The sequence below is a fragment of the Pirellulaceae bacterium genome (genome assembly GCA_029243025.1).
GTDB lineage: Bacteria > Planctomycetota > Planctomycetia > Pirellulales > Pirellulaceae.
In genome coordinates this window covers 300,306-324,483 of the sequence record JAQWSU010000006.1, presented here as the reverse complement: position 1 = coordinate 324,483, position 24,178 = coordinate 300,306, and the positions used below count along the sequence as shown (strand labels likewise).

The window sequence follows — 24,178 nt, the reverse complement described above, 5'->3', positions numbered from 1 at the left end:
TCCGTTGATGAATCGATACGACGAACACGCATTGAAAATGACACGTCGCCATTTTTTCGGGCGTACAGCGGGCGGGATTGGCGTTGCGGCGCTGGGATCGTTGCTCAATCCCCAACTGTTTGCCAATCCAACGAATGCCGATCCAGGCGTCTTGGGAAAACCACATCATCTGCCCAAAGCAAAGCGTGTGATTTATCTCTTCATGTCCGGTGCGCCTTCTCAGCTGGATCTATTCGATCATAAACCCAAGATGGTCGACCTGTTCGATCAAGATCTTCCTGATTCGATCATTGATGGCCAACGGCTGACCACGATGACCTCGCGACAGAAGCGATTTCCGATCGCACCCAGCAAATATAAATTCGCTCAGCACGGTCAGGCGGGCACGTGGATGAGTGAGCTGCTGCCGCATATGTCGTCCGTGGTGGACGAATTGGCAGTGATCAAGTCTGTGCACACGGAAGCGATCAATCATGATCCGGCAATCACTTACATCCAAACCGGCGCCCAGATACCCGGTCGTCCGAGTATGGGTGCCTGGTTGTCGTATGGTCTTGGATCGGAGAATCAAGAGCTACCATGTTTTATGGTGCTCCATTCGAGTTGGAATGCCAAGCGGGATGCGCAGGCATTGTACGAACGACTGTGGGGGGCAGGATTTCTGCCGGCAAAGCATGCTGGAGTCAGCTTACGGTCGGAAGGCGACCCGGTCTTGTACCTTTCCAATCCAGCGGGAATTGACTCATCGACGCGCCGCGAGATGTTGGATGGCTTGCGACAATTGAACCGTCAGACTTACGATCGCATCGGTGATCCCGAGATTGAAACAAGGATCGCGCAGTACGAAATGGCCTATCGGATGCAGACGTCGGTTCCCGACCTGACTGATTTGTCCGATGAACCGCAACATGTGTTGGACATGTACGGCAAAGAGGTCCTACAACCGGGCACATTTGCAGCCAACTGTTTGCTTGCACGCCGGTTGGCAGAACGAAACGTGAAGTTTATTCAGGTTTTCATCCGAGGCTGGGACCAGCATGGAGATTTGCCCCGCGATCTGCCGCTACAGTGTCGCGACGTTGATCAACCCACGGCAGCCCTGATCAAGGATCTGAAAATGAAAGGCTTGTTGGAAGATACGCTTGTGGTTTGGGGCGGCGAATTCGGCAGAACGATTTATTGCCAAGGGAAACTGACTCGTGCGAACTATGGTCGGGATCATCATCCTCGCTGTTTCACCACGTTGATGGCCGGTGGCGGCGTGAAGCCCGGGATCAGTTACGGCCTGACCGACGATTTTAGCTACAACATCGTCGAGAATCCCGTACACATTCACGATCTCAATGCCACCATCTTGCACACACTCGGAATCGATCATGAACGGCTGACCTATCGATTTCAGGGTCGCGACTTTCGCCTTACCGATGTGCACGGGCGGGTCGTCGATGATGTGCTTGTCTAAAGCCGTACTGACATCCTCGGTGACTCACGTTATCGTTTGAACGCACTGCTCACTTTTGCACTTTGCGTGAACGAGAGGCGGCGGTCAGTCTTCGAGGGGATTCGGCTTGGGAGCGGCCAGATGACCGTGGATGTAAAGGTCGGGTCCCACGAATTGGGTTTGAGGCGACTTGAGCTCAATCGCTTGGTCCATCGTGTCGAATCCGGCACCTCCAATCGGTGAAATGGCTGTCTGGCCACCAGCAAGCTTGGGTGCGATGAAAGCGTGGACTTCGTCGATCTGGTGGATCTGCAACAGATTTCCCAGCAATCCACCGCCACCTTCGACCAAAAGATTGGTCATCGATCGCCCGGAAAGTTGTCGCAACAACGAGTCCAGTCGTTGCAGGTGATCGTCACCATCGCATTGGACAAGTTGGCAACCAGCAGCTTCCAGAGCTTGTTGGCGCTGCGGATCGCCGCCTGTTTTGACAGCCACCAGCACGGGTGTTTCGCGCGCGGTTTTGACCAGTTGGCTACTCAAAGCCAGTGTGGCGTTTGAATCCACCACCACGCGGGCGGCTTGGCGAACGCCGGCCGGTCGAGCGGTCAGTTGCGGGTTATCCTTGGCGGCCGTTCCGCTGCCGACCAGGATGGCATCGACTCTTGCTCGTAAACAATGCACGATCTGACGCGAAGCTTCGGAAGAGATCCACTGGCTGTTGCCAGTATGTGTGGCGATTTTTCCGTCGAGTGTCATTGCCCATTTGGCAATCACCCAGGGACGTCCCGTGACGATTCGTTTGCGAAACGGAGCGATCAGTAGTTCGGCTTCGGACTCACAGACTCCCAGGTCGACCTGAAGCCCTGCATTTCGCAACTCCGCGATGCCTTTTCCCGCGACCTGCGGAAAGGGATCTTGTTGTGCCACGACGACTCGGGAAATGCCAGCTTTACGAATGGCTTCGGAGCAGGGGGGAGTCTTGCCGTGGTGGCAACACGGCTCGAGTGTGACATAGATAGTACTAAGTTGCAGATCTTGCTTGGCACTTTGAATGGCGGCGACTTCAGCGTGCGGGCCACCAAAATCGTTGTGCCAACCTTCTCCGATGATTTGATCTGCCCTGGCAATCACACAGCCAACCATCGGGTTCGGCTCGACTCTGCCTTGTCCCCGCGCGGCAAGCTCGATCGCGCGGGTCATCATGTTGACATCGACCAGATTGGCATTCATCAGCTGAGTCGAATCGAATTTTCAGGCGCTGCGGGTGGTAGGGTCAGTCCATTCCTGGAACCCACAACTTGGATTCTTGCTTGGGTTCGCCGGCTGGAGCTTCGGCAGCGGGTGCTTCGGCAGCGGGAGTCCAAACACCGGTTGCGGAGGACGCATCGGCATCTTTTTGATCCGCTGCGGCTGCGGCTTCTCGCTTGCCAGGGACCGAAACCCGCCCGTCGGGTGTGACTAATCCGTATCGCGAAAGAACCTGGAGGAGAGCCGGGCCGACTCCAGGCTCTTTCATGTAACGAGTTTGAATTTCTTTCATCAACTGAGTGAAATGATCGACTTCCCCTCGTAGCAAACGAATTTCCAATTCGTCAATCAGCCATTGGGCGGGTGATTCGCCATCAGCGGTTGCTAACTTGCGCGCCTGCTCGAGATACTGCAGTGCCTCGTCGGTGTTGGTGGCGACGTCCGAGAGAATATCGTAGGCTTCCACTTTGTCGATTTTTTCATCCAAGCTTGGACGTTGAATTACCTCACGCGCCATTTCCCGCAATGGTTGAACGGCCATCACCGAATAGGAGCGACGATAGGTGGTTAGCAATTCATCATCAGAGAGATTGGGTGGATCCAGCCTCGAAAAATCGTGCACCGGTAGACGATCCACATCGAAACTTCCCGACTCGATCGGGTCGCGGGTAGGCAGTTCGAGTTTCGAGCGGAGTTCGTTCAGGTCGAGCTCCCAGGTTCCTTCCTGAGCGGCCATATCCAGGACCAGAATTTCTCCCAATACGGACGCTTTGTACTTCGAGTCCTGAGCCGCCGCTTTCGGTGTCAGCCCGTCATAGAGTGGAGACTCCATTTCCGGCCAGCGATCTGTCAGGGCCTCTCGGCGCAGTTGATTTACCATTTGTCGACGCCGATCGACTTCCGCATCTTCTGGAATGCGCCAAGTACCAAATACGGCTGCACTGATGCGTGGCAGTTGGGAAATGACCCGTTCCTCTCCGATCACATTCCCAACCGTGTCGCCGCCGATTTTCTTGATTACATCGACCGGGTTAACTTCTTCCTCCGTTTTGGCAAAATTCAATTCGAGTCGCGCGTCGCGATTTGTCTGCTTGCCAAATAACGCGAGCGTCGCCAATGAACGAGGGATTGCTTCAAGTTCTAAATCTTTTCCGCTTTCTGGCATCTTTCGATCCAGGAGCTCAAAGATCGCACGGGGTGGGGGTTCACCCGTTTCCGGTCGATCAGGATCAACTTGCAGTTGTCGGAGTTGCTCATGCGAAAGCAACTGTTCCATCAGTCGATCGGCATCGTTGATTTCCACCTCAATACCCACCACCGGTACCATCTGACGTTCGAGATTGGGGTCGAGTAACTGGGCGATTGCTTCCGCATGCACGCGTTCATCGAGTGGCAGATCGCGAATTTGAGCGTAGGACCGAAATGCCTTTTCGGCGACTTCGTTGCGTCCCAGCCACGCTGAGAGGACTGCCAAGTTTTTGAGAATTGCCGGAGCATCGAGGATGCGTAACGACATTTCGGTTAGCTTTTCGGCTCCCTGTTGCCATCGACCTCGAAATACGTCCTGCATGGCCGACGTGAACTCGATGTGCCACGTCACGTTCTCAGGCGGTGTGTCGAGATCCAATGGCTCGCGTAATAAGAGCGGGATGGAACGCGAATGATTCAATTGCATTAGCGCTGACGTGCATCGTTCGTCTTTTGCATCGCTTAATGCCAAAGCCAACTGCAAGTGTCCTTTGGCCGCCACTGGCAGACCGCTTTTGAGCAAGGTCATGGCGACCAGCATGACGGCTTCGTACATCCGAGCCGTCACAACATTTTCCACGGCCGAAAAAGCGGTCTGCAAGTCTTCCACGGCTTGGAGTACGCTGCGACCCTCGACGATATCCAGGATTGCCGGCAAAGCCAATACGCTCGGATTCGTTGGAGCAATTTTCAGGAGCTGATTGGAGGTCTCACGAGCTTTTTCATATTCCTTCAGTCCCAATTCAACTTCAGCTCTGACCATCAAGAGCGAAGCGCGGTCCGGGTGCTTGGCCAACAAAGACTCAATTTTTTCAATCGCCGCCAATCGTTGCTCGCCCTGAATCATTTGATCCAGACGGTCCAAGTCGTTGACGATGTCACGAGAGCAGCAAAACTTGACCTTCTTGCCACTACCGCAGGGACACATTTGATATTGATCGAGCGTCATGAATGCACCGAGTTTCCGATTTGTTGGTATGAGGAGACAGGGGTTCGCTCGCCGCCAATCCGCGATCTCGTCCGGTCTTATTTTGTCACGTTCTTACCCGTCTGTCAGCAAATTGCCGCAAAGAAAGACGAGGTTGATTCCAGCTCAGGCATCTACTTCCGAGAGTTCGATCCTAGCAAAATCCGACCCCTTTGACGAGAAGTCTGCTGGTGCAAACCGATCTCAGCCCAATTCATCAGGGCGGACGAGATATCACTGGCAGTCGGGATCTCAGTGTGGTGCGATGTTGAGAGTCTCGAAAGAGCCCCGATTGGCAGCCGAGCCTGCCAATCGGCCGCCACAGCCGGTGACGAGTTGGATCGTGAGCTGGTTTCAATCAGCTTGCCAGTGCCGCGCGTTTTTCGCCGATCAACGCCAAAAGAGCTTTTTGAGGGTCAGCAAATTTTTGGATACCTTCTTCCATCAATGTGCGTTCAAGCTCCTGCGTGTCGACCTTTTGGTCAATCTCGTCCAATACGGCCTGCGGCGGCAATTGATCAACGCGGCGACAAAAGCTGACGTCGCTCTGTTGGACCGCATCATTCGTAGCCGGTGGGTTGGTCTCAATATCGCTGCCGGCGAATGCTGCGACATATTTCCACGGATCGTCCTGAGGATCTTTGGTCCCTGTGCTGGCAAAGATCATCTCTTGTTGCAACCGTGTGGCGTGTTGCGCCCAGAATTCGTGATTCTCAGCCCAGATGCGTTTGGCATTCACGATACCGACGAGTCCCTGGGTCTCCGACGAAAGGTCCGAAACGTGCTGCTGGGTGTACACGTCGACGCGGGAAACAAAGATGCTGTAGACGCTTTTGAACTGGTCCAGCGATGAACGTCGTTGAGCTCCCCGCCAGACAGCTTCGCGTGCCAGATTGTATTGTCGCGACGTAAAGATCAACGTGACATTTACGGTGACTCCGGCTGCGACCATCTCTTCAACGGCCTCGATTCCTGCTGGCGTTGCAGGCACCTTGATCATGCGATTTTCGTGGCCGGCTGACCACCGACTCGCCAAATCGATGTAGCGTGCGACGCGCTCTGCATGCGCTGGTCCCGAATCGGGATCTTCTAACAGTGGGTCGAGTTCAAAGCTGACATAGCCGTCGTTGCCTTGGCTCTGCTCCCAGACATCATGGAAAACTTCCTGCGCTTGCCGAACGAGCCGATCAGTCATTTCCCAAGCGATCTGCTCGTCGCTCAGCCCTTCCTGAATTAATCCATTTATCGCATCGTCAAAGCGACCCGTCTTAAGCAGTCCGGCGACAATGACTGGATTGGAAGTTGCACCCGTCGCACCCAATGCTCGATTGGTTTGGACGAGATCAGGGTCGATGGAATCCAGCCACAATTTGGTTCCCGATTGGATTAGCGATTCGAGCGGTGTACTCATATTTTCATAAATCCTTATTTAAAACATTCGGGCCAGTATAGGCGACGCGCAGAGTCACTTCGAGTTGAATTGGCGGCTGTGCGGAGACAGTATTAGTAAGTTTGGGTAGTTCGCGTTAGGTGGTAAGGATGAGCTTGGTTGAACGGTCGTATCTTCTTTGCGGATTTTAACGATTAATCCTATCGTTGGGCCGCCAATTAGTCGATTACGCAGAGGGAAGAAGGAAACGACTCACCTGTTTCGACTGATAGCCACCGGCGATCAGCGGGCAGAAGCAAGGATTGAGGGGATATAGCTGTGCTAGGTACGGTCAATCGAAACGGCACTCGCTTACTGTTCTGGCTGATGGCAATTGGAGTGCTGTCAGTCATGTCACCGACTCTTTGGGGACAGGTGCGATTTTCTGGTGATGAACGGGTGTCTGAAATAACGGACGTCAGTGATGCGGGAAGGCCAAATCCTTTTCGCACTGATCGTTCCATTCAGCAAGCTCAGTTCCAGGAATTGCCACCCCAAGTGCCGGATGCTGTCAACGAGGCAGCCGCACCGAATGCGGTGAAGCCTAACACGCGGGTGGCTCCGCCCGCTGCCGATCCGAAGGTAGGTGGCGAAGTGATCGCTCCCGAACCGATCCGTCCCGGAGCATCAGCAGGGGCCACGCGGCCACCGAAGGCGACCGTCGACGAAATGATCGATGCAACCTTCGACCCCACTTATGTGGAACAGGATGCTGTCGAGTTCTACAGTACAAATAACACCTACCGGCGTGGTTACTGGTACAGTCAGCAGGAATTCGTCGCACTCTTGCGGACCGAAGGTGAAGACGTACCAATCTCTTCGGACCAATCGGATATTGTCTTTGATTCACCATCGTTCTCGACAAATCGTCCGGTGATCACATCGAAGACGACAGATCACACTTACGAACCGGGTGTTCGCTTAACGCTTGGCCGATTTCTCGGCCAAGATGTTGCCAATCGAGATCACTCCATTGAATTTACCTTCTTGGGTTTGTTTGAGTTCGAGAGTTCTGCTGCGATTCGATCGGTTGAATTACCGGGCTATCTGGATACCGCGCTTGGTGCCTTTAAGACTGACACTTATGGATTTGGAATCATTGGAAACAACCGCGTTCCTGGTTTTTCTGGTGCCCTTGAACATGCCACAAAGTACAAGACTGATTTGGATGTGCTGGAGGCGAACTACCGTATCATGGGTCGGCCCTTGCGAGATCGCATTGCACTGCAGCCAAACGGCAGTTGGGTTCGGCACGCTACAGCCAGCAGTTTGAAATCATTCATTCTGGGTGCTCGATACATTTCGGCGAACGAAGATTTTAAGTACTACAGTGAATTCCTTGATACGGCAGCGAATGCCGGTTTTCTCAACGTGCGAACGGGCAATGAAATGTTCGGCATGCATGCTGGCTTTGACATTCAGGAAGCCTACACAACTTGGGGTTGGGGCTTTCGAGCGAAGTTTGGTGGGCTCTACAACTTTGCGGATCGTCACAGTTTCCTCAGCGTGATTAACGAATCCGTGCCGAGTTCCAGAGAGCAGGAAATATCCAAGAACAACTTGGCAGTTGCGGTCGACGTTGGCTTCGCTGCCAGCTACCAGATCAGGAAGAACCTGATCGGACGCATCAGGTACGACGCGCTCTACATCACCGGTCTTGCGACAGCTCCCGAAAATATGGGTCTCGCACCCGAATGGCCCAATTTTGAGGTCACCGGCGATGTGCTGTATCACGGGTTATCGGTTGGCTTCGAAACGCTTTGGTAGGCGACGGCAGTAGCGTATGGATGGGACAGGCTGGCTTGGGTGCCTGGGCGGTTCTTGTTGGTTGGGGTGAGTTGTTGTCTCATCGTAGCGACTTACTTGGTGGCCGTATCTAAAACGAAACAATTATTCTGAGTTGACAGTCGCTACCTTTGTCAACGAATTTAGCATCGATTGCTGCTAGCGGATTTCGTGCGCCATAGACGCAGGCCAGGAACTTCACTATCTTAACACTTAACTAGTCATCAATGCTGCCGTCCGGTTGTATTGTATCCGGTTGTGCCGCTAAATCTCGAGAACGACCACGAAGGATCAACACTGTAATCAGCTTAATGTGAACCGATCGCTGGTTTGATTGAGTTGTGAGCAGTTTCCGTATGAAGAGACCGTTCTTTTCGCGCTATTCATTGATCATCTTGATGGCCGTGTTTTTCTTGGCCCCGTTTGCGTTGCGCGGTGCGCGCATGGCGGTGCAAAACATGAAGAACGACGTCAAGGATTGGTTGCCATCGGACTTTACCGAGACGAAAGAACTGGATTGGTTTCGCGAGCACTTCATCGGCGAACAGTTTGTCGTCATCAGTTGGGAGCAATGCAGCGGGAAAGACGAAAACTTTAAGACCTTCGTCGATAAGTTTTTTCCGGAGGTACCACCTTCGATTCAGCAGCTTCGCGAAATCGCGACGGTTGAAAACAAGTCGTTGCCTGAGGAGCTGGGTAATGCGGAAGCGTGGCCGTTCGAATTGCGTCGTCAAGATTTCATCGACAAACGCACGGGGATGTACATTCGCCAGTTGCGTGTCGGCGATTTGCCCCCGGAAGCTGAGTTCATCGGAAATCGACTCGGGTTACGTTACCAACCCGAGGACTATTTCAATTGGGGTGGAAAGCAAGAAAAATGGATCCGAGGCAAGAACGACCATTGGTACTACCTGTTACCCAACGGCGATCTTTATCAATGGAATGGCAGATCGAACGTCATTCAGCCCTTTAAGACGGCGCTCGCCAAGATGGTTGGCGATCCCTTGCAGGGTGAATACATTACGTCACTCGGTGAATTAGACGGGCCTTGGTATTACGCCGACCCTCGACGTCTCAACGCACGGTTATTCAAAACATTGATGACCGGTCCTGGCGCGCTGCACGACTTAACGAAACCTGGCGGTTCGCTCAGCGATGATCCAGAAGCAGCGCTTCAGCGGCTTACGGGTTCGTTGTTTGGTCCGGATGGACAGCAAACGTGTTTGATTGCGACGCTTACCGAGACCGCGAAACAGAATCTAAGATCGGCACTCGGTCGAGGAATCTTAGGAAAGCAACGTGGTGCGGTCTTTGATATCGCGGAGGAGTCGGGCATCAGTCCTTCCCAAGATCCACAATTGTTGCCGCCACCTATTAGTTGGGTGGTTGCCGCACCGCCGGCACCCACACCGCCAACTATCAAGTTAGGCGGTCCGCCGATCGACAACGTAGCGATAGACGAAGAGGGGCAGATAACGCTGTTTCGTTTGATCGGTCTTTCCGTGTTTGTGGGAGTCAGTCTGTCTTGGCTCAGCTTTCGAAGTGTCTACATCACCACCATGGTGTTTTTTGTGGGCGGAATCAGCGCGATGGCGAGCCTTTCCTTCGTCTATTGGGGCGGAACGAGCGTTGATGCGGTGCTGATGTCGATGCCCTCTCTGGTGTATGTGTTGGGACTCTCTGGAGCCGTTCACATCATCAATTACTACGGAGAGTCGGTGGGTGAAGTCGGCTTGCGTCGAGCGGCGGATCGAGCGATTCAACTTGGTTGGAAACCGTGCACTTTGGCTGCCTTGACGACGTCATTGGGTCTGCTTTCGTTGTACGCGAGTAATATCCTGCCGATTCGGAAATTTGGCTTGTTTTCTGCGATCGGCGTCATGGCGACGCTGTTTTTGTTGTTTACATATCTTCCCGCTGCCTTGCAGACGTGGCCGCCGCGGCGGTTTTTGCAAGGCTCCGAATCTCATATGACGCCAACTCAACGGATCGTCGAAGCCTTTTGGCTAAGGTTCGGTAAATTGGTGGTGCGCTATAACCTTCCGGTGGCGATCGGCTGTCTGATCAGCATGGTCGTGATCGGTTATGGTTTGACGAGAATCAAGACGGACGTCCAGCTGCTCAAGATGTTCGACAGCGGCGCCACGATTATCGGCGATTACAAGTGGCTCGAACAAAACCTCGGTAAGTTGGTACCGATGGAAGTTGTGGTACGGGTTGAGCCCACCGCGATGCGGAGCGCCTTAGAGTCCGATCCACAGGACGGCGAAGTCACGATTGACGATATCGTTCCCTTGACGTTTTTGGAACGGATGGAAATCACGACCTACATCCAAGAGGTGCTCGATCGACGACTGGGTAAGCATGGGGACAATGCAGTGGGCCAAGCCATGTTGGCTGCGACCTTTGCTCCCGAGTTGCCAAAGTCCGGGGGCGGTTTCCGCAACATCGCATTTCGTGGTGGATTTAACAAACAGCTAGAATCCAATCGGGATGAGTTTCTGTCGACGGATTTTCTGCGTTTAGATAATGACGACGATGCGGAGTTGTGGCGGATCAGTTTGCGATTGGGGGCATTGAACGACACCGATTATGGTGTTTTCGTTAATGATCTCAAGCAATCGATCGAACCTGTCTTGTCGGCCTACAAATACCGAGAGCAAATTCTGCGAACCCTGAGCGAACAGAATAAGCTGGGTGGGATTCGGAATTCGCACGTCTACTTGGTCGGCGCACCGTTTGGGGGCGATCCCAAAAAACTGCGACAAGTGTCGTCTTCTCATCAAGACGGATCCGATGCGTCAAAGACGACTCGCCAGACCGATGCGGGCGTGAGTCAGACGAAAGTATTTGCCTCGGTGCTGGGGCGACTGCTTCGCAACGCCGGACTTGATATCCGTAGCTGGCATGACCCACGCTACGAGCTTCCTGATGACTGGGAGGCCGAGTTGGCGGATAAAGACTGTGTGATCCTGATTGACGCCGACAATAATTATGACGTCGAGCTACTCAAAGAGCATGCTAGTTCGTTCGTGGACGCCAGCGGTCATATTTATGAGGCGGGAATCGGCACGGCAAACGAACGAGAACAGTCGATTGCAGCCGTCTACACAGGTCTTGTACCAGTCGTTTACAAGGCACAGCGTACGTTGCTGGTCAGCCTGATCGAAAGCACAGGTTGGGCGTTCGGCATGATCGCCGTTGTGATGATGTTTGTCGTGCGTAGCGTGCGAGCCGGAACGCTTTCGATGATGCCCAACGTCTATCCTGTGATTGTCGTATTTGGAGCGATGGGTTGGTTGGGTATTGCAGTCGACATTGGCAGTATGATGACGGCCAGCGTAGCAATGGGTGTTGCAGTGGACGATACGATCCACTTCCTGACGTGGTTTCGAAGGGGGCTCGATGAAGGTCGATCTCGCAATGAATCGATTTTGTTGGCCTATCGTCGAGTCGGTTTGGCGATGACTCAAACCACCTTGATTGGCGGCTTCGGCTTGGCCGTGTTCGCCTTCAGTACATTCACTCCGACTCAGCGTTTCGGCACCCTGATGTTAGCTCTGTTAGGTATGGCTCTGATTGGTGACTTGGTCTTTCTGCCCTCTCTGTTGGCCAGTCGCTTGGGTAGCGTGTTCGGAGGCCGCCGGGGCAAAACGGATTCCTCCGAAAACCAACCGCAGGAACAGGTGGACGAGGCGATCTCGCATCGAACGATCCATCAATCACAGCCGATCCAATCGAAAGCTCAGGAGCGATCGAAATGGTCCAGAGGCAAGGCGTCTCGTGATTCTGGTCTGTGATGTCGACGGTCTAACCAATCGATCGTTATCGCTGCTGGGAAATCTTGCGGGATCTGCGTTTGACGGTTCGTTGTCGGATTTACGATTGGAGACGGTTATCCTTGAGCAGCTCGCCGATCCGATTCGTCTCGACCACTTGGATACCTCGATCCGGTTGTAAAACTGCCGTCTCGGGTTCATCAATGCTGTAAATCATCCACTGCCAGGTTCCCGTCCAGATCTGGTCGTCCTGGTCGGGGAATCTGGCCGCCTTGCAGATCATGAACTCCGGAGCCAGTTGATTCGCAAGTTGGTGATTCTCGCGGGTCCAGGCCGGCAGCACCCACCCAATTCGATACTCTTGTTCGTCACGCGATCTGGATAATGCTTCGACGTTCTTAGAAATCACGACAGCTTGAGATTGAACAGAAGCCAGTTCGTGATAGGTCAGATCGAGGACCAGATCGAGTCCGTGAGCGTCAATGCTCTCCTGTTTAATCTCGATCATCGCTTGGATTTGAGGATGTTGGCCGATGAAATCGACCAACTGGGTGAGTGTCGCGATGGGTTCGTTGGAAAATTCTTGCCCAAAGCGACTTTCATGGGAGGCCGGAATGTTTTTTAAGTCGGAGAAGGTTTTCTCCAGGATGGAGCTGTCAACGCCTGAGATCCGCGTCAGAGTTGCATCATGGTATAACACGACAACTTGATCGCGGGTGACTTGAATATCGGTTTCAATCCAAGTGGCGCCGGCCTCGACCGCAGCACGGTAGCCGATCATCGTGTTTTCTGGATAGTTTGTTGGGTAGCCGCGATGCGCGACCAATGTGGGGCGTCCCGTCATCGGTGGGCTCCTCAGAGTTGCTGCCAGCAAATAGAAAAAGGTTCGATTAGATTTGGGTTTTTAACGGCTAGAAGCCGACTGGAATCAAACCCTTGATTGGAAAGCAGAGCACAGGAATTGATAGGGAGGCGACTCCCAGGATGAAGCGAAAGCGTCCCAACGGCATGCGATCGTTGGCGGTAGGCGGATGATCGGTGCCCATCAAGACGACCAAGATGACCATCAATGACCAGATCATCGCGTCGCCGAAAACAATATATGCCATGGCGGATAAAATAAATCCCCGAGCGATAAAATGTGCTCGTTTGAGAAACAAACCATAGATGACATGTCCGCCGTCCAGTTGACTGACGGGCATCATGTTTAATCCCGTAATCAACAATCCAACCCAGCCGGCCATAAAGTAGGGGTTGAGCTGGCTCGTGCCGATTGTCTTCACACTTGCATATTCAGGCTGTATCCAGCTAATCATCCAGCGAACGATCAACGGACAGTCGTAAAGAAAAGCGCCATAAGCCGGTTTGGAGAGTTCAAGTTGTGCGACGCCGATCCACAAGATGGGGGCAGCAACCACCAGCCCTGCCAAAGGTCCGGCGATTCCGATATCAAAAATCTGTTTTCGATTTGCCCGCTGTCCTTCCATGCCGATTACTGCACCCATGGTTCCAATTGGGGTGATCACGGGTAGGGGAATAAAAAAAGGCAGACTTGCAGGAATTCGATAGATCAACGTCGCGATAAAATGGCCCATTTCATGAGTCAGCAGAATCCCTACCACGCATGCCATGTAGATCAGACCTTGGTCCCAGTCGCGGAGGATGAGCTGTCGAAATTCCAATCCACCCAGTGACAAGGGCTGCCAGCCCGTGACGCCGGCCCAAAATGTTGACAAGCACGTGACGATAAATAGCGTCACGGGTAGTCGAACACGTCGACGGCGTGAGTGCAGGTGAGACTCGCGCAGGAGCGGACCGGAGGGGCTCCCTGCGAGATAGGGCGATTGGCCTCCTGGCCGTTGTGGTTGCTGGAGCGAATTGGTGAAGGTTTGCGTATCGTTTGTTGCGAATTCAGCTACGATTGGCTCGTCCGCGCTCGCATCCGACGTTTCCGATGCGCTGGCTCGGGATGATTGGTCAGGGTCGGATGAATCAATGGGGCGGTCAGGATTGGACATAGCACGCAGCATAGCACAATGACATCCGATTACGCTATCTGCCCAGACATCCTTTCGAGGAGCGGTGTCGATTCGGCTAAGGTGCGTTGAAGGGTACGTCAATGGGTACAAAATCGGTGATTACCGTGACCGTTGGCTTCTTACCTCGCACTGCCCCGGCCTTCAATTGCGTCGCGACATATCGACGGCGAGCCTTGGTCTCGGGGACTTTGAAATTGTCACCTTTTTGCAGGATGGGTCGTGTTTCGGGCATACTTCCAAAGGCTTCGGCTCCGGCAATTTGACAGGGGATCCAATGTCCCTGTCCTTCATCATCGAGGAGGTAGAATTCTGGGTAGGAATGATCGGTGACCCAGACCATGCGGGCCGGTATTTTGGCGGCCCGGCAGAGTGCAATGAAGAGTGACGTCATGGCTTCACAGTCGCCTTGGCCGTCCCGAAGAGTGGCGGCAGCCCCCTTCAGTTCGCTTTCTTCAAATTTAATTTCCTCCCGCACATGATCATAAATTGCGCGGACCTTATCCCATGCGGTTTCTTGATCGGCGACCAATTTCCTAGCCAGGGTCCGGATCTTCGTGTTGCGACTTTCAATAAAGGGACTTCCGGCAAGATATTTGCGGATCGATCGATCCGGCTGAGTTGGGATAGTGAACACGCTGGGATCTTCCGGTTCGACAATTGCCTTACGGCGAACTTCCACAGTCAGTGTCGCTTCGGTCGTCTCACCAGCTTGGAGTTGAGGAATGGTAATCAGCAGCTGTTTGACACCTCCATCCAAAACTCGATAGTCGACGTTTTTCACGGCTGGAGAAAAATTCTCGTCAACGATTTTCGCTTGTTGTTCGGGCCAATCCATCGGCATGGGAACGGTTGCAAACACACCGCGACAAGGGCCACCGGCTTTGACTTTCACGCCAACCATGAGCCGTTGGACCTGTTCTCGACCGAGACGAATCCCTTTTCCATTGTCAGGTAATGTTTCTTCGGCCGCGAGTGGTTTTGCGACGAGGATGAGCAAGCAACTAACAAATCCTAACGTTCTCACGGTTGATATCGCTCCAAGGATGTGAATTTTCGGGTCTGTTCAGGACCACCGCCAGCTTCTATTTTAGCTTCTGGTCGCTTCGTTAGACGTGAAAAGTCATCAGAACGTTGTGGGTGCGTTCGGTCTTCCGGTCATGCGAGTACGGGTTGGAACCTGTCGAAACCCCATGGGAAGGGGTGATTCGTTCTGCTTCGAGACTCAAGAAGGTAACCATGGTGAGCTTCCGCTTTCGTCCAATCTTGTTGATTGCACTGGTTCTGCTGGTGCCAATCGTGCCTTTCGTCCTTTTTCATCAGACGATCGAACAGTGGGTGAATCAATTTGTTGAGCATCCACCGGCAGCGTGGATCGTTGTGGTGGTGGTGATTGGCCTGCTGGGCACGGATATCTTGTTGCCGGTACCCTCCAGTTTGGTGAGCACCTTGGCGGGCAGCCAACTGGGCCCGCTGTTGGCCACAGTCGCGTCGTGGGTTGGCTTAAATCTTGGCGCTGTCGTTGGATTTCTCATCGGTCGGCGACTCGGACGCCCGCTGGCTGTGCGGCTATCGAGTGTGGCTGATTTGAATTACATCGATCGGATGAGTGGGCAGTATGGCGCCGTCGTGTTGGTGTTGACGCGCGCACTACCCATCTTGGCGGAAGCGACTGTTTTGCTGATGGGCGTCAACCGTATGAGTTGGCGGGAGTTCTTACCGCCGGTCCTATTGAGCAATCTGGGAATCGCCTTGGCTTATTCCTTGTTGGGCTACCTCGCAGCAGAAAACGAATGGATGGTGGTGGCGGCGAGTGTGTCGATATCGCTTCCGCTTTTACTGAGCTTGTTTCTCCGGCGTCGACTATCCAAGTCATCTTAAGCTGTAGCCGAAACGAAGTGGTGGTTATTTGGTCATCAGTTCGATCAAAGTTTCCGCAGCGGTAACTGCAAATCTTTCGTCATTGATGTGTTGATCGAGCTCGACAATTGTGGGGCCATCAATGCCAAGGCGGATCGCGTTAAACAGTTCCGATCGAGCCGTCCGATCGTCAAACGGTTCACCTTCCCGGTCGATCGCAGAGACACCTTGAAGTGGTAGCAAGATGCGTACAGGGCCAACTGCCGCGTTCAATTTGTTAGCGATCTGCTCTCCGATTTGGCGGCATTCTGCTGGTGTCGTCCGCATGAGTGTGACGTTTTCGTTGTGTTGGTACAGTTGACGGTTCTGGAATCTAACCGGAACGCTACTCATCGCCCAGAAGTTAACCATATCGGTGGCACCTACCGAAACAACTTGCGGGATACCGCGAGCCCCAGCCGCCGTCAAGCGAAGAGGGCCAGCTGAAAGCATTCCACCGACAACCTCGTCGGCAATTTCGGTGGTGGTGATGTCGAGCACGCCGGCGATCATGCCATCGTTGATTAGCTCTTCCATTGCTTGTCCGCCTGTTCCAGTCGCGTGAAAAACCAGCACCTCGTATCCGGCCGTTTCGAGCACTTGTCTGGCTTGCTCAACACACGGAGTCGTCACGCCGAACATCGTTGCAGCTATGATCGGTCTATCATCGTTCGATGGGACGAGAGACGATGCGTTAACCATGCCGACCATGGCGGCAGCCGCTTCTCGGAGCACCGTACGGCTGATGTGATTGAGGCCCGCAATATCTACGATTGAATTCATCATCAAGATGTCGCGAACACCGACAAAAGCTCGCACGTCACCCGATGCCAAAGTGCTGACCATCAGTTTCGGGATACCCATCGGCAAGCAACGCATTGCGGCGGTACCGATTGTCGTTCCGGCCGATCCGCCCAAGCTAAACACTCCCTGGAGATCGCCAGTTTGGTGAACTTTCTGCACGATGGCTGTAACGCCGCGGGCGGCAGTGGTGACAGCAAAGCCCCGATCGGATTGGGCTTTGACTGCTTCGAGTGATGTCCCTGCCGCTGCGAAGACCGCTTCGCGTGTGATGTCAGCTGACACTTGAGGTTGTCCCAGACAGCCGGTGTCCACCAGGGTTACTTTCACACCGGCCGTCTTAAGAAAATCACGAACGAATTGAGCTTCCAAGCCTTTGGTGTCCAATGTGGCTATCAGAAAGACAGTCATCTTCAAACTCCAACAAAAAACTATCAGGGCGCGCAACGATTTAATCAAAAGCATTATGGGGGCGTTGGTGGGTGTTTGACAGCCCAGGCCAAATGCCGAGAGAAAGCTGGCTCGGGCCGCCGGTGATAAACGTTGCACCTGAGGCGACGTTCGGCTGCCAACATCGCGAGCAATGATGCATTCTTAGTCGATCTTAAGCGACGACAGGGAATCTGAAACAGGAAGTCAGCGGTGGCACCACCCGCGAGTTAATCGAAATCGCTTGGCTTGGTATCGCTGTCCGGGTGCGGGTGATCCTGGAGATGTTTGGAAATTGAAAAATAGAAGGTCGATCCGATCCCGTGTTCGGACTCCAACCAAATCCGCCCGCGGTGACGCTCGACGACTTTCTTGCAAATCGCCAAGCCAATGCCTGTGCCCGAGTATTCTTCGCGGGTGTGCAAACGTTGGAAGACGGTAAATATGCGCTGGTGAAACTGCGGGTCAATGCCGATTCCGTTGTCACTGATCGAGATCACCCAGTCATCCGATTGTTCTTCGGCTTGTATCACAATGCGAGGTTTCCCTCCGTGTTGATGAAACTTGATCGCATTGCTGATGAGATTTTGGAATAGTTGAATCATCTGACTCGAGTCGCCCTTCAAGGCAGGAAGACTCGTGATGTGGACTGCCGCCTCCGTTTCTCGGATTTGCGCCGCGAGATTGTCCGATGCGGTATGAACAATCTCATTAAGGTCAAGTGGTTGGAACGTTTTTCCATGGGTTCTCACACGCGAAATATCCAGCAGGGAGTTAATCAGTGCCTGCATTCGTTTAGCGCCATCAATTGTGAAATCGAGGAATTCGCGACCTTCATCGGAAAGATCATCCGCGTGGAATCGTTGCAGAAGACTGCAATACCCCGCGATTGCGCGGAGCGGTTCTTGCAGATCATGAGAGGCAACGTAGGCGTATTGCTGAAGTTCTTCGTTGCTGCGTTGCAATTCTAGAGAGTTCTCTTGGAGTTGATGTTCGGCTTGTCGAGCAGCCGTAATATCCTGGATCGAACCGGACATCCGAATCGGTTTTCCGTCGGCCGAGTGATTGGCCACTCCTCGTGCACGAAACCACCGGTAACCTTCAGACAGATGCTTTAAGCGATAGACGACGTCGAACTCTTCCCTGTTATTCAAATGTCGCTCAACCGCGGCCCAAGTCGCCTCGATATCGTCTGGGTGTAAATGTCGATTGAAACTCTCCAGGACACTGGAAGGATAGGCTGGGCTCTCATAACCAAGCATTTGCCAAAAGCGCGGTGCGTACCAGACTTGATTACTTTGGACATCCCAATCCCATAAACCGTTTGCTGAGCCTTCGCTGGCCAAAGCGAATCGTTCTTCACTTTCTCGTAAGCGACGGTTCGCATCATCCAGGGAAGCGGCCGCTTGATCGATTGCGCGGTGCATTTGGTAGATGTCGATCAACAATCCGATCAAGATCGCCAGGTAGCTGAGGGTCTTGAGTAGATGAGCCCATTCGAAATCGGCATCCAAAAAATCTGAAGATCGTGGCATCACGAGCAACTGACAGGTGGTGCCAATTAATAGCGAGCAGACAAGCCAAAAGGAAAATGATTCCGTTCGCCAAGTCTTCAGGTAGATGAATCCGCCAAGTGCAGCTGCGAAAATTAGCCCGGAGATTAGTTCAAACGGCCGGCTGATCACCGCATCGGGGAAGAGGGCCGAGGGGAAATTGACGACGGAAAATGAAATACCGAGTAAGAGTGTAAAAAAGAAGAATCCCAGGTAAACGATCCATTCCGGAAAAATTGGCGTTCGTCTTTTTAGGTCTGTACGACTCGCAAGCCAACAAAAGATCATGACGACGGAAAGCAGAAATCTCGAAGCGTTCCAGTTCCAGTATGCCGTGGTAGTGGCGATTAGCTTGTTGGGCGACAGTGAAGGGGCAAATACGATGTGGTACGTATCGAGACAACTTGTCGCCAACAGTCCCGTCGCCAAACAGAGGAACATAAAAGACGAATTTCGACGCGCGTAGTAACGCAAGTATGCGAGGACGGCGGCAAATGCCGCGATCGAGGTCGCCAGCAGTTCCATCACTGTATGAAGTTGGACTGTTCCCGGGTAACTTTGTTCATGAATCCAAAGCGAGCTGGTTAAGAGCACAGCCGTCAGCATGATCAGCAGCCGTGTGCGCTGGGTGCCGATCCGCTTGGCTTCGGCAGTGGTTACAGCCTTGGTCGTGTATGGTGATTCTTGAGTAGTCGTTGATGTGGCCATTCTGGCGAAAACCAACTTTCTAACAGGACGACGCTCCACGGATGCAGTGCGAATCGGTGGCCGCTTGTGTCGAACAGCGATGGTGCTCCATTATATTCGGTTGAATGGGTTAGCGACCATGAGAAGGGATCACGATCATGATTCTGTTTGGTACCGGTGCGATGCGAAAGGCCTGTCAAATTGGGAGTCTCTGGTAGGTTCGACTCGAATGCGATCCGTGTCGCCAGCTCGATTTTGACAGCTTGCGAGAGTTCGATGAAGCGCGGAATTGCGAGGAATCGAGTTGGCGGCCCGAAGAAGAGGCGACTTGAGAAGAATTTCGACCAGGGAATTCGCTGTTTGTTAGTTTGATCGGCTGAGGGTCGGTAGAAGAATAGTATCTGGCTAGCCTTCGGGCTGATCACCGTCGCTGTCCGAAGTCTTGTTGAGCGAGCGATATTTAACCAACGTAATTTGATTGCCGTTGCTGTTGAAGGTGACTTCGTCCATGAAGGTGCGAATCAAGAGCAGCCCCCGCCCGCTGAGCTTCGTTAGATTTTCTGGGTCGGTTGGATCAGGTAGATTCGTGTGGTCGAAGCCCGGGCCTTGATCCTGAATCTCGTAGGTGATCTTGGCGGGAGTGACTGTCTTGTTGATGAAAACGCGTCGCTCTTTGTACGGACTCTTTCCACGTCGGTCTTGGCCCAATTCGTAGTATGTTTGGTCGGGTGATTCACGTAAGTCGGAATCCAGCTCAAGATTTCCATGTTCAACCGCATTTGTGAGTGCTTCGGCCAACGCGGTTCCAACTCGAATGCGATCGGCTGCGTCGCAGAAATCCATCTTGGTCAATTCATCTTCGAAGTGGTCGATCAGAGTTCGTCGACCATCCGTTTCATAACCCAGCACATATTGCGATTCACTCCCCGTCAAAAACATCCAATGCGGACGTTCTTGAGCCGCCGTTTGCGAAGCAATCAGTGTGGTTCGAATGGTCTCGGCCAGACGATCTTTTAAATTGTCTTTGGGGATGTAGGAAACGGCACCTTCTTGCAACGCCCGCACGGCCGCGTCGTCTGTGCCGAATCCCGTCATTAGAATGACGGGAACTTCCGGGTATTGCCGACGAACTCGTTTGACCAATTCCAAGCCGTCAATTTCATCCATTACCAAGTCGGTCAGAACAAGATCAGGCAGCCGCTTGCTCATCTTTTCGAGAGCGTCGCGACCATTAACGGCTACTTCTGTCTCGTGATTGCCCGTCTCGACAAATTTGCCAGCCATTAGACGGTCAACTTCCGAGTCGTCGACGATCAGTACATATGCCACTTGCTTGTTGTCTCGCTGTATTGCGGCAGAATCTCATCCGCCTTCGTTGCGATGCTGCGTACCGGGGGGACGATTTGCAATGGCATCATCGATTCGTGTCAGAAGACCAATCTTGTTGGATAGAATGGTTGAATAAGTGCTGCGACGATTCCATTTATCTCTCCACCGATTCCCGCTTGTACCCCGAATATGATTGGACTGTGATCGTATGCCAGTCAAGTCTGGCAATTTGGAGGCTCCAAAAACAGCTGATGGCATGCCTCACAGAAGCCACCTTGCGACTCAATCGAATCCGCTGTTGCCACCATGGCCGCTACCGTTCAAGCGAATCAGACGTGGCCGGATTACCCACGTACCTCAGAAAACGAGAGTGGGATGCCAACGACTCCATCTATTCGAACGATTAACACCCTTTGAAGCAAGAAGAATTGGCAAGAGAATCTGCCTGAATGTCGAATCGACTGCCGAGATGGCGGACGTGGAATTTGTCGCACCCCAAGAATCGGGCTGTTTAGCGGTGGCGAACGATCTCGCCATCCACTAGGTAGATGACCTCTTCTGCGATATTGGTGGCCACATCTCCCATTCGCTCGAATTGTCGGGTCACATGTTCGACTTTTAGGAGCGGATTGGCGTTTTCTGGCGTCCGATCCAGTTCCGCTTCGATGCGCTGCTGAATTTGTCGATACAATTCATCGACTCGATCATCCAGATAAATCACTTCGTGGGCCAAAGCTGTATTCCGTTGAACCAATGATTCAAGCGACATACCGACCATTTTTTGAGCCTCTTCGGCCATCTTCTTGATGCCCGGAACGCCCTGGAAACGTTCCCAATTGCCGACTGCTACCACGATTTGAGCAACATTTTCCGCCAAGTCCCCAATTCGCTCCAAGCTGTCGTTGATCTTCAGAACGGCCACCACAAATCGTAAATCTGGCCCGCTTGGACGTTTGTTCTCCAAAATCGTTAAGCAATGTTCATGAACTTCGAGTTCGAGCCGATCGATCTCCTCGCCTTCACGTATGACGGCTTGCGCCATTAACGGGTCATGTTGAGTTAAGGCGGTCAGAACACGGGAAATGGAGGCCTCGACGATCCGGCCCAGGTGCAATATCTGGGTTTCCAAATCTGAAATACATGCGTCCATCGAATTGGTTTCCGTCGAAGTCGTTGCCATCAGGGTCTCCCGGTCGAGGTGATCGGTCATCTGCGAAGCAGCGAAAGGGCTGTTTTACTCGCCGAACAAGAGCAAAGCCACATTTGCTAGCACGGGGGATCGCGATGATTCTGGGGGGTCGATGGACCCGTGCGGTTACTTGGCAGCGACCTAGCTAACTATACGGACGTGAAGGAGATCGAGTAAGAGATTGATTTTACACTTTCACTGATTCTTCATCTCTCCTTCAATTTAGCGGGGAAATTGTCAGGCAGTGCTGAACTGGCAGATGGGGGTGCCCGCTGGATCGACCGTCGGTCGTTTGATAGCCTATGGCGGTAAATAAAAGGCTTTACCTAAGGCTTGAGGTGACGATGGCGACTGTCGAAAAAGTCAGCCGAGACGCTTTGGCGTCTGGCGAAGTCCTGTGCGATTACTGCACGGCAAAATGTTGTAGATATTTTGCTTTGCCGATCGACATACCGACCGAATGGCGAGATTTTGAATACATCCGTTGGTATTTGCTCCACGACCGAGCGACGGTATTTGTCGAGAGCGGTGATTGGTATTTGATGGTCCATACGACTTGTAAGCATTTGCAGGCGGACCATCGTTGCGGTATTTACGAAACACGACCGCAGATTTGCCGCGACTACACGACTGACAACTGCGAGTACGAAGACGATTGGACTTACGACCAATACTTCGAAACTCCTGAGCAGGTCTACGAATATGCGGAAACCGTTTTGCCGCCGCGGCGTGGCCGGGGAATTCGCAGTCCCAAGCCATCACTGTTACCGGTCATCGGCTAGCTTGTGAAGTTTCCATCGATGCGGCACGATTCGCCGTGAACGTTCTCTACTTACTTAGGCCGCAAAGATGATCAACCCGCGCACTCTGAAAGGCTTTCGAGATTCACTCCCGGAGGCCATGATTCCACGTGAGCAGCTAATCGCAACCGCTCAGCGTGTCTATCGGTCGTTCGGATACAGTCCAATCGATACGCCCGTCTTAGAGTACTTGGAGATTCTTCAAGGTAAAGGTGGCGACGAATCGGACCGACTCATGTATAGCTTTGAGGATCACGGTGGTCGTGCCGTTGGTATGCGATTTGACTTGACGGTACCGTTGGCTCGCTTTGTTGCTCAGCATGTGGGCCAGTTAGGCGTGCCTTTTAAACGCTATCACATTGCCAAAGTCTGGCGGGGTGAGAACACGCATCGTGGACGCTATCGCGAATTTATGCAATGTGATTTCGATACGATTGGAACGGAGTCCCTGACGGCAGACATCGAAACGGTCCTTGTGATTCATGACCTGATCCAAGCGATCGGCATGGATGGTTTCCAGATCCGCTTCAACAACAGAAAAGTTTTGTCTGGATTGCTGGCCAAACTTGATTTATCCGATCAATCAACGGCCGTCTTACGTGCATTAGATAAGTTGCCGAAAATTGGACACGACAAGGTTGTCGCTGAAATGAGATCGGTGGCGGGCACCACGGAGCAGCAGGCGAATGAAATTCTTTCACTTGCACAACTCGAGGGATCGAACGAACAGATACTGTCACAGTTGGAGCCCTTAGTTGCTGGAAACGAAGAAGGTGAGTCGGGCGTTGCCGCGTTACGGCAAGTTGTGGAAGGTGCTTCGGCTGCGGGTGTCGCAGCCGAGAAGCTGCGGGTGGACGTCTCGATCGCCCGGGGTTTGGATTACTACACCGGCACCGTCGTGGAGACGTTCCTGACCGAATTGCCGGAGATTGGCAGTGTCTGTTCGGGTGGGCGTTACGATGATCTGGCTTCGGTGTACACCAAGCAACGGCTGCCAGGAATTGGTGCGTCGCTAGGACTAGATCGCCTCTTGGCTGCGATGGAGGAATTACAACTGATCGAAAAAACGCGAACCCCAGCGCCGATCTTCATCCCGTTTTTTGATTCGGAGCGGCTGCATGAGTACCTCGCCTTGGCAACACAGCTTCGCGCTGCTGGGCTGGGCGTTGAGCTTTTTCCGGAGCCGAAAAAACTGGGGCCGCAGTTGAAATACGCCGACCGTCGTGGCTTCCGTTTGGCCGTCATCGCCGGTGATCGTGAGCTCAATGCGAGCACTTGCCAAGTCAAGGATTTACGAGACGGATCGACTCAAGATCTGTCGACGGTGGGATTGGATTGGATCGAAGAAATCAAAGCACGATTGGCCCACTAATCCGTGCCAGACCTTTCGCCATTATCAGCCTCAAGTACAATGGTGAGATAAGTTCGTTCGATGCTGCGTGTCGATTTCTTGACATGTCGAGGTTTACTTGACAGTACCGAGTGGACCCGTCACCCTGAGATGTCTGGGTGAGTAAAATCCGTTCTTCCCCCGACGGGGGATTCAAGCTGTTGG

General features: G+C 53.0%; 17 protein-coding genes. 7 read left to right on the top strand and 10 right to left on the bottom strand.

Features of this window, described 5'->3' with window-relative positions; all coding sequences use genetic code 11:
* The first annotated feature begins 7 nt into the window (after positions 1-7).
* Entirely contained in the window at positions 8-1,462 is a 1,455-nt protein-coding gene (locus tag P8N76_03295; GenBank protein MDG2380674.1) for a DUF1501 domain-containing protein, read from the top strand.
* 84 nt (positions 1,463-1,546) lie between these two features.
* Here the strand turns inward: P8N76_03295 and ribD are convergent, their stop codons facing one another.
* The 3 genes from ribD to P8N76_03280 all read right to left on the bottom strand — a co-directional run bounded on the left by ribD (position 1,547) and on the right by P8N76_03280 (position 6,318).
* On the bottom strand, positions 1,547-2,674 hold the full coding sequence (ribD, locus tag P8N76_03290; protein MDG2380673.1) for a bifunctional diaminohydroxyphosphoribosylaminopyrimidine deaminase/5-amino-6-(5-phosphoribosylamino)uracil reductase RibD: 1,128 nt from the start codon (positions 2,672-2,674) through the stop codon (positions 1,547-1,549).
* Positions 2,675-2,717: 43 nt separating this feature from the next.
* Positions 2,718-4,889 carry a hypothetical protein gene (locus P8N76_03285; GenBank protein ID MDG2380672.1) on the bottom strand — a complete coding sequence of 724 codons (2,172 nt, stop codon included), beginning with the start codon at positions 4,887-4,889 and terminating at the stop codon, positions 2,718-2,720.
* Between the two features lie 376 nt (positions 4,890-5,265).
* The gene (locus P8N76_03280) at positions 5,266-6,318 is read right to left on the bottom strand and encodes a transaldolase family protein (GenBank protein MDG2380671.1); all 1,053 of its coding nucleotides are present in this window, start codon (positions 6,316-6,318) and stop codon (positions 5,266-5,268) included.
* A 297-nt stretch (positions 6,319-6,615) separates the two neighbouring features.
* Here P8N76_03280 and P8N76_03275 point away from each other — a divergent pair, with 297 nt between their 5' ends.
* A complete protein-coding gene (locus tag P8N76_03275; GenBank protein ID MDG2380670.1) occupies positions 6,616-8,103 on the top strand; it encodes a hypothetical protein in 1,488 nt (495 codons plus the stop codon).
* A gap of 374 nt (positions 8,104-8,477) precedes the next feature.
* Positions 8,478-11,921, top strand: coding sequence for an MMPL family transporter (locus tag P8N76_03270; protein ID MDG2380669.1), 3,444 nt, complete (start codon positions 8,478-8,480; stop codon positions 11,919-11,921).
* Positions 11,922-12,000: 79 nt separating this feature from the next.
* Here P8N76_03270 and P8N76_03265 read toward each other — a convergent pair whose 3' ends face one another.
* The 3 genes from P8N76_03265 to P8N76_03255 form a co-directional block, all read right to left on the bottom strand.
* Positions 12,001-12,744, bottom strand: a complete 744-nt coding sequence (locus tag P8N76_03265; protein MDG2380668.1) for a glycerophosphodiester phosphodiesterase family protein — start codon at positions 12,742-12,744, stop codon at positions 12,001-12,003.
* 67 nt (positions 12,745-12,811) lie between these two features.
* A complete protein-coding gene (locus P8N76_03260) occupies positions 12,812-13,930 on the bottom strand; it encodes a site-2 protease family protein (protein MDG2380667.1) in 1,119 nt (372 codons plus the stop codon).
* 64 nt (positions 13,931-13,994) lie between these two features.
* Complete coding sequence (locus P8N76_03255; GenBank protein MDG2380666.1) at positions 13,995-14,963, bottom strand: transglutaminase-like domain-containing protein; 969 nt, start codon at positions 14,961-14,963, stop codon at positions 13,995-13,997.
* A gap of 212 nt (positions 14,964-15,175) precedes the next feature.
* On the opposite strand from P8N76_03255, the gene P8N76_03250 reads away from it, so the two are divergent.
* Positions 15,176-15,817 (top strand): VTT domain-containing protein, encoded by a 642-nt coding sequence (locus P8N76_03250; GenBank protein ID MDG2380665.1) that lies wholly within the window; start codon positions 15,176-15,178, stop codon positions 15,815-15,817.
* 24 nt (positions 15,818-15,841) lie between these two features.
* On the opposite strand, the gene P8N76_03245 is transcribed toward P8N76_03250, so the two are convergent.
* The 3 genes from P8N76_03245 to P8N76_03235 form a co-directional block, all read right to left on the bottom strand.
* Positions 15,842-17,047 (bottom strand): Tm-1-like ATP-binding domain-containing protein, encoded by a 1,206-nt coding sequence (locus P8N76_03245; protein MDG2380664.1) that lies wholly within the window; start codon positions 17,045-17,047, stop codon positions 15,842-15,844.
* A gap of 248 nt (positions 17,048-17,295) precedes the next feature.
* Positions 17,296-19,326, bottom strand: a complete 2,031-nt coding sequence (locus tag P8N76_03240) for an ATP-binding protein (protein MDG2380663.1) — start codon at positions 19,324-19,326, stop codon at positions 17,296-17,298.
* A gap of 384 nt (positions 19,327-19,710) precedes the next feature.
* Positions 19,711-20,634 (bottom strand): response regulator, encoded by a 924-nt coding sequence (locus P8N76_03235; GenBank protein MDG2380662.1) that lies wholly within the window; start codon positions 20,632-20,634, stop codon positions 19,711-19,713.
* A gap of 128 nt (positions 20,635-20,762) precedes the next feature.
* Between P8N76_03235 and P8N76_03230 the strand changes: the two genes are divergently transcribed.
* Positions 20,763-21,041 carry a hypothetical protein gene (locus P8N76_03230; protein ID MDG2380661.1) on the top strand — a complete coding sequence of 93 codons (279 nt, stop codon included), beginning with the start codon at positions 20,763-20,765 and terminating at the stop codon, positions 21,039-21,041.
* A 104-nt stretch (positions 21,042-21,145) separates the two neighbouring features.
* Here P8N76_03230 and phoU read toward each other — a convergent pair whose 3' ends face one another.
* Positions 21,146-21,814 carry a phosphate signaling complex protein PhoU gene (gene phoU, locus P8N76_03225; protein MDG2380660.1) on the bottom strand — a complete coding sequence of 223 codons (669 nt, stop codon included), beginning with the start codon at positions 21,812-21,814 and terminating at the stop codon, positions 21,146-21,148.
* Positions 21,815-22,167: 353 nt separating this feature from the next.
* On the opposite strand from phoU, the gene P8N76_03220 reads away from it, so the two are divergent.
* Complete coding sequence (locus P8N76_03220; protein MDG2380659.1) at positions 22,168-22,605, top strand: YkgJ family cysteine cluster protein; 438 nt, start codon at positions 22,168-22,170, stop codon at positions 22,603-22,605.
* 67 nt (positions 22,606-22,672) lie between these two features.
* A complete protein-coding gene (hisS, locus tag P8N76_03215) occupies positions 22,673-23,995 on the top strand; it encodes a histidine--tRNA ligase (GenBank protein MDG2380658.1) in 1,323 nt (440 codons plus the stop codon).
* Positions 23,996-24,178 lie beyond the last annotated feature (183 nt).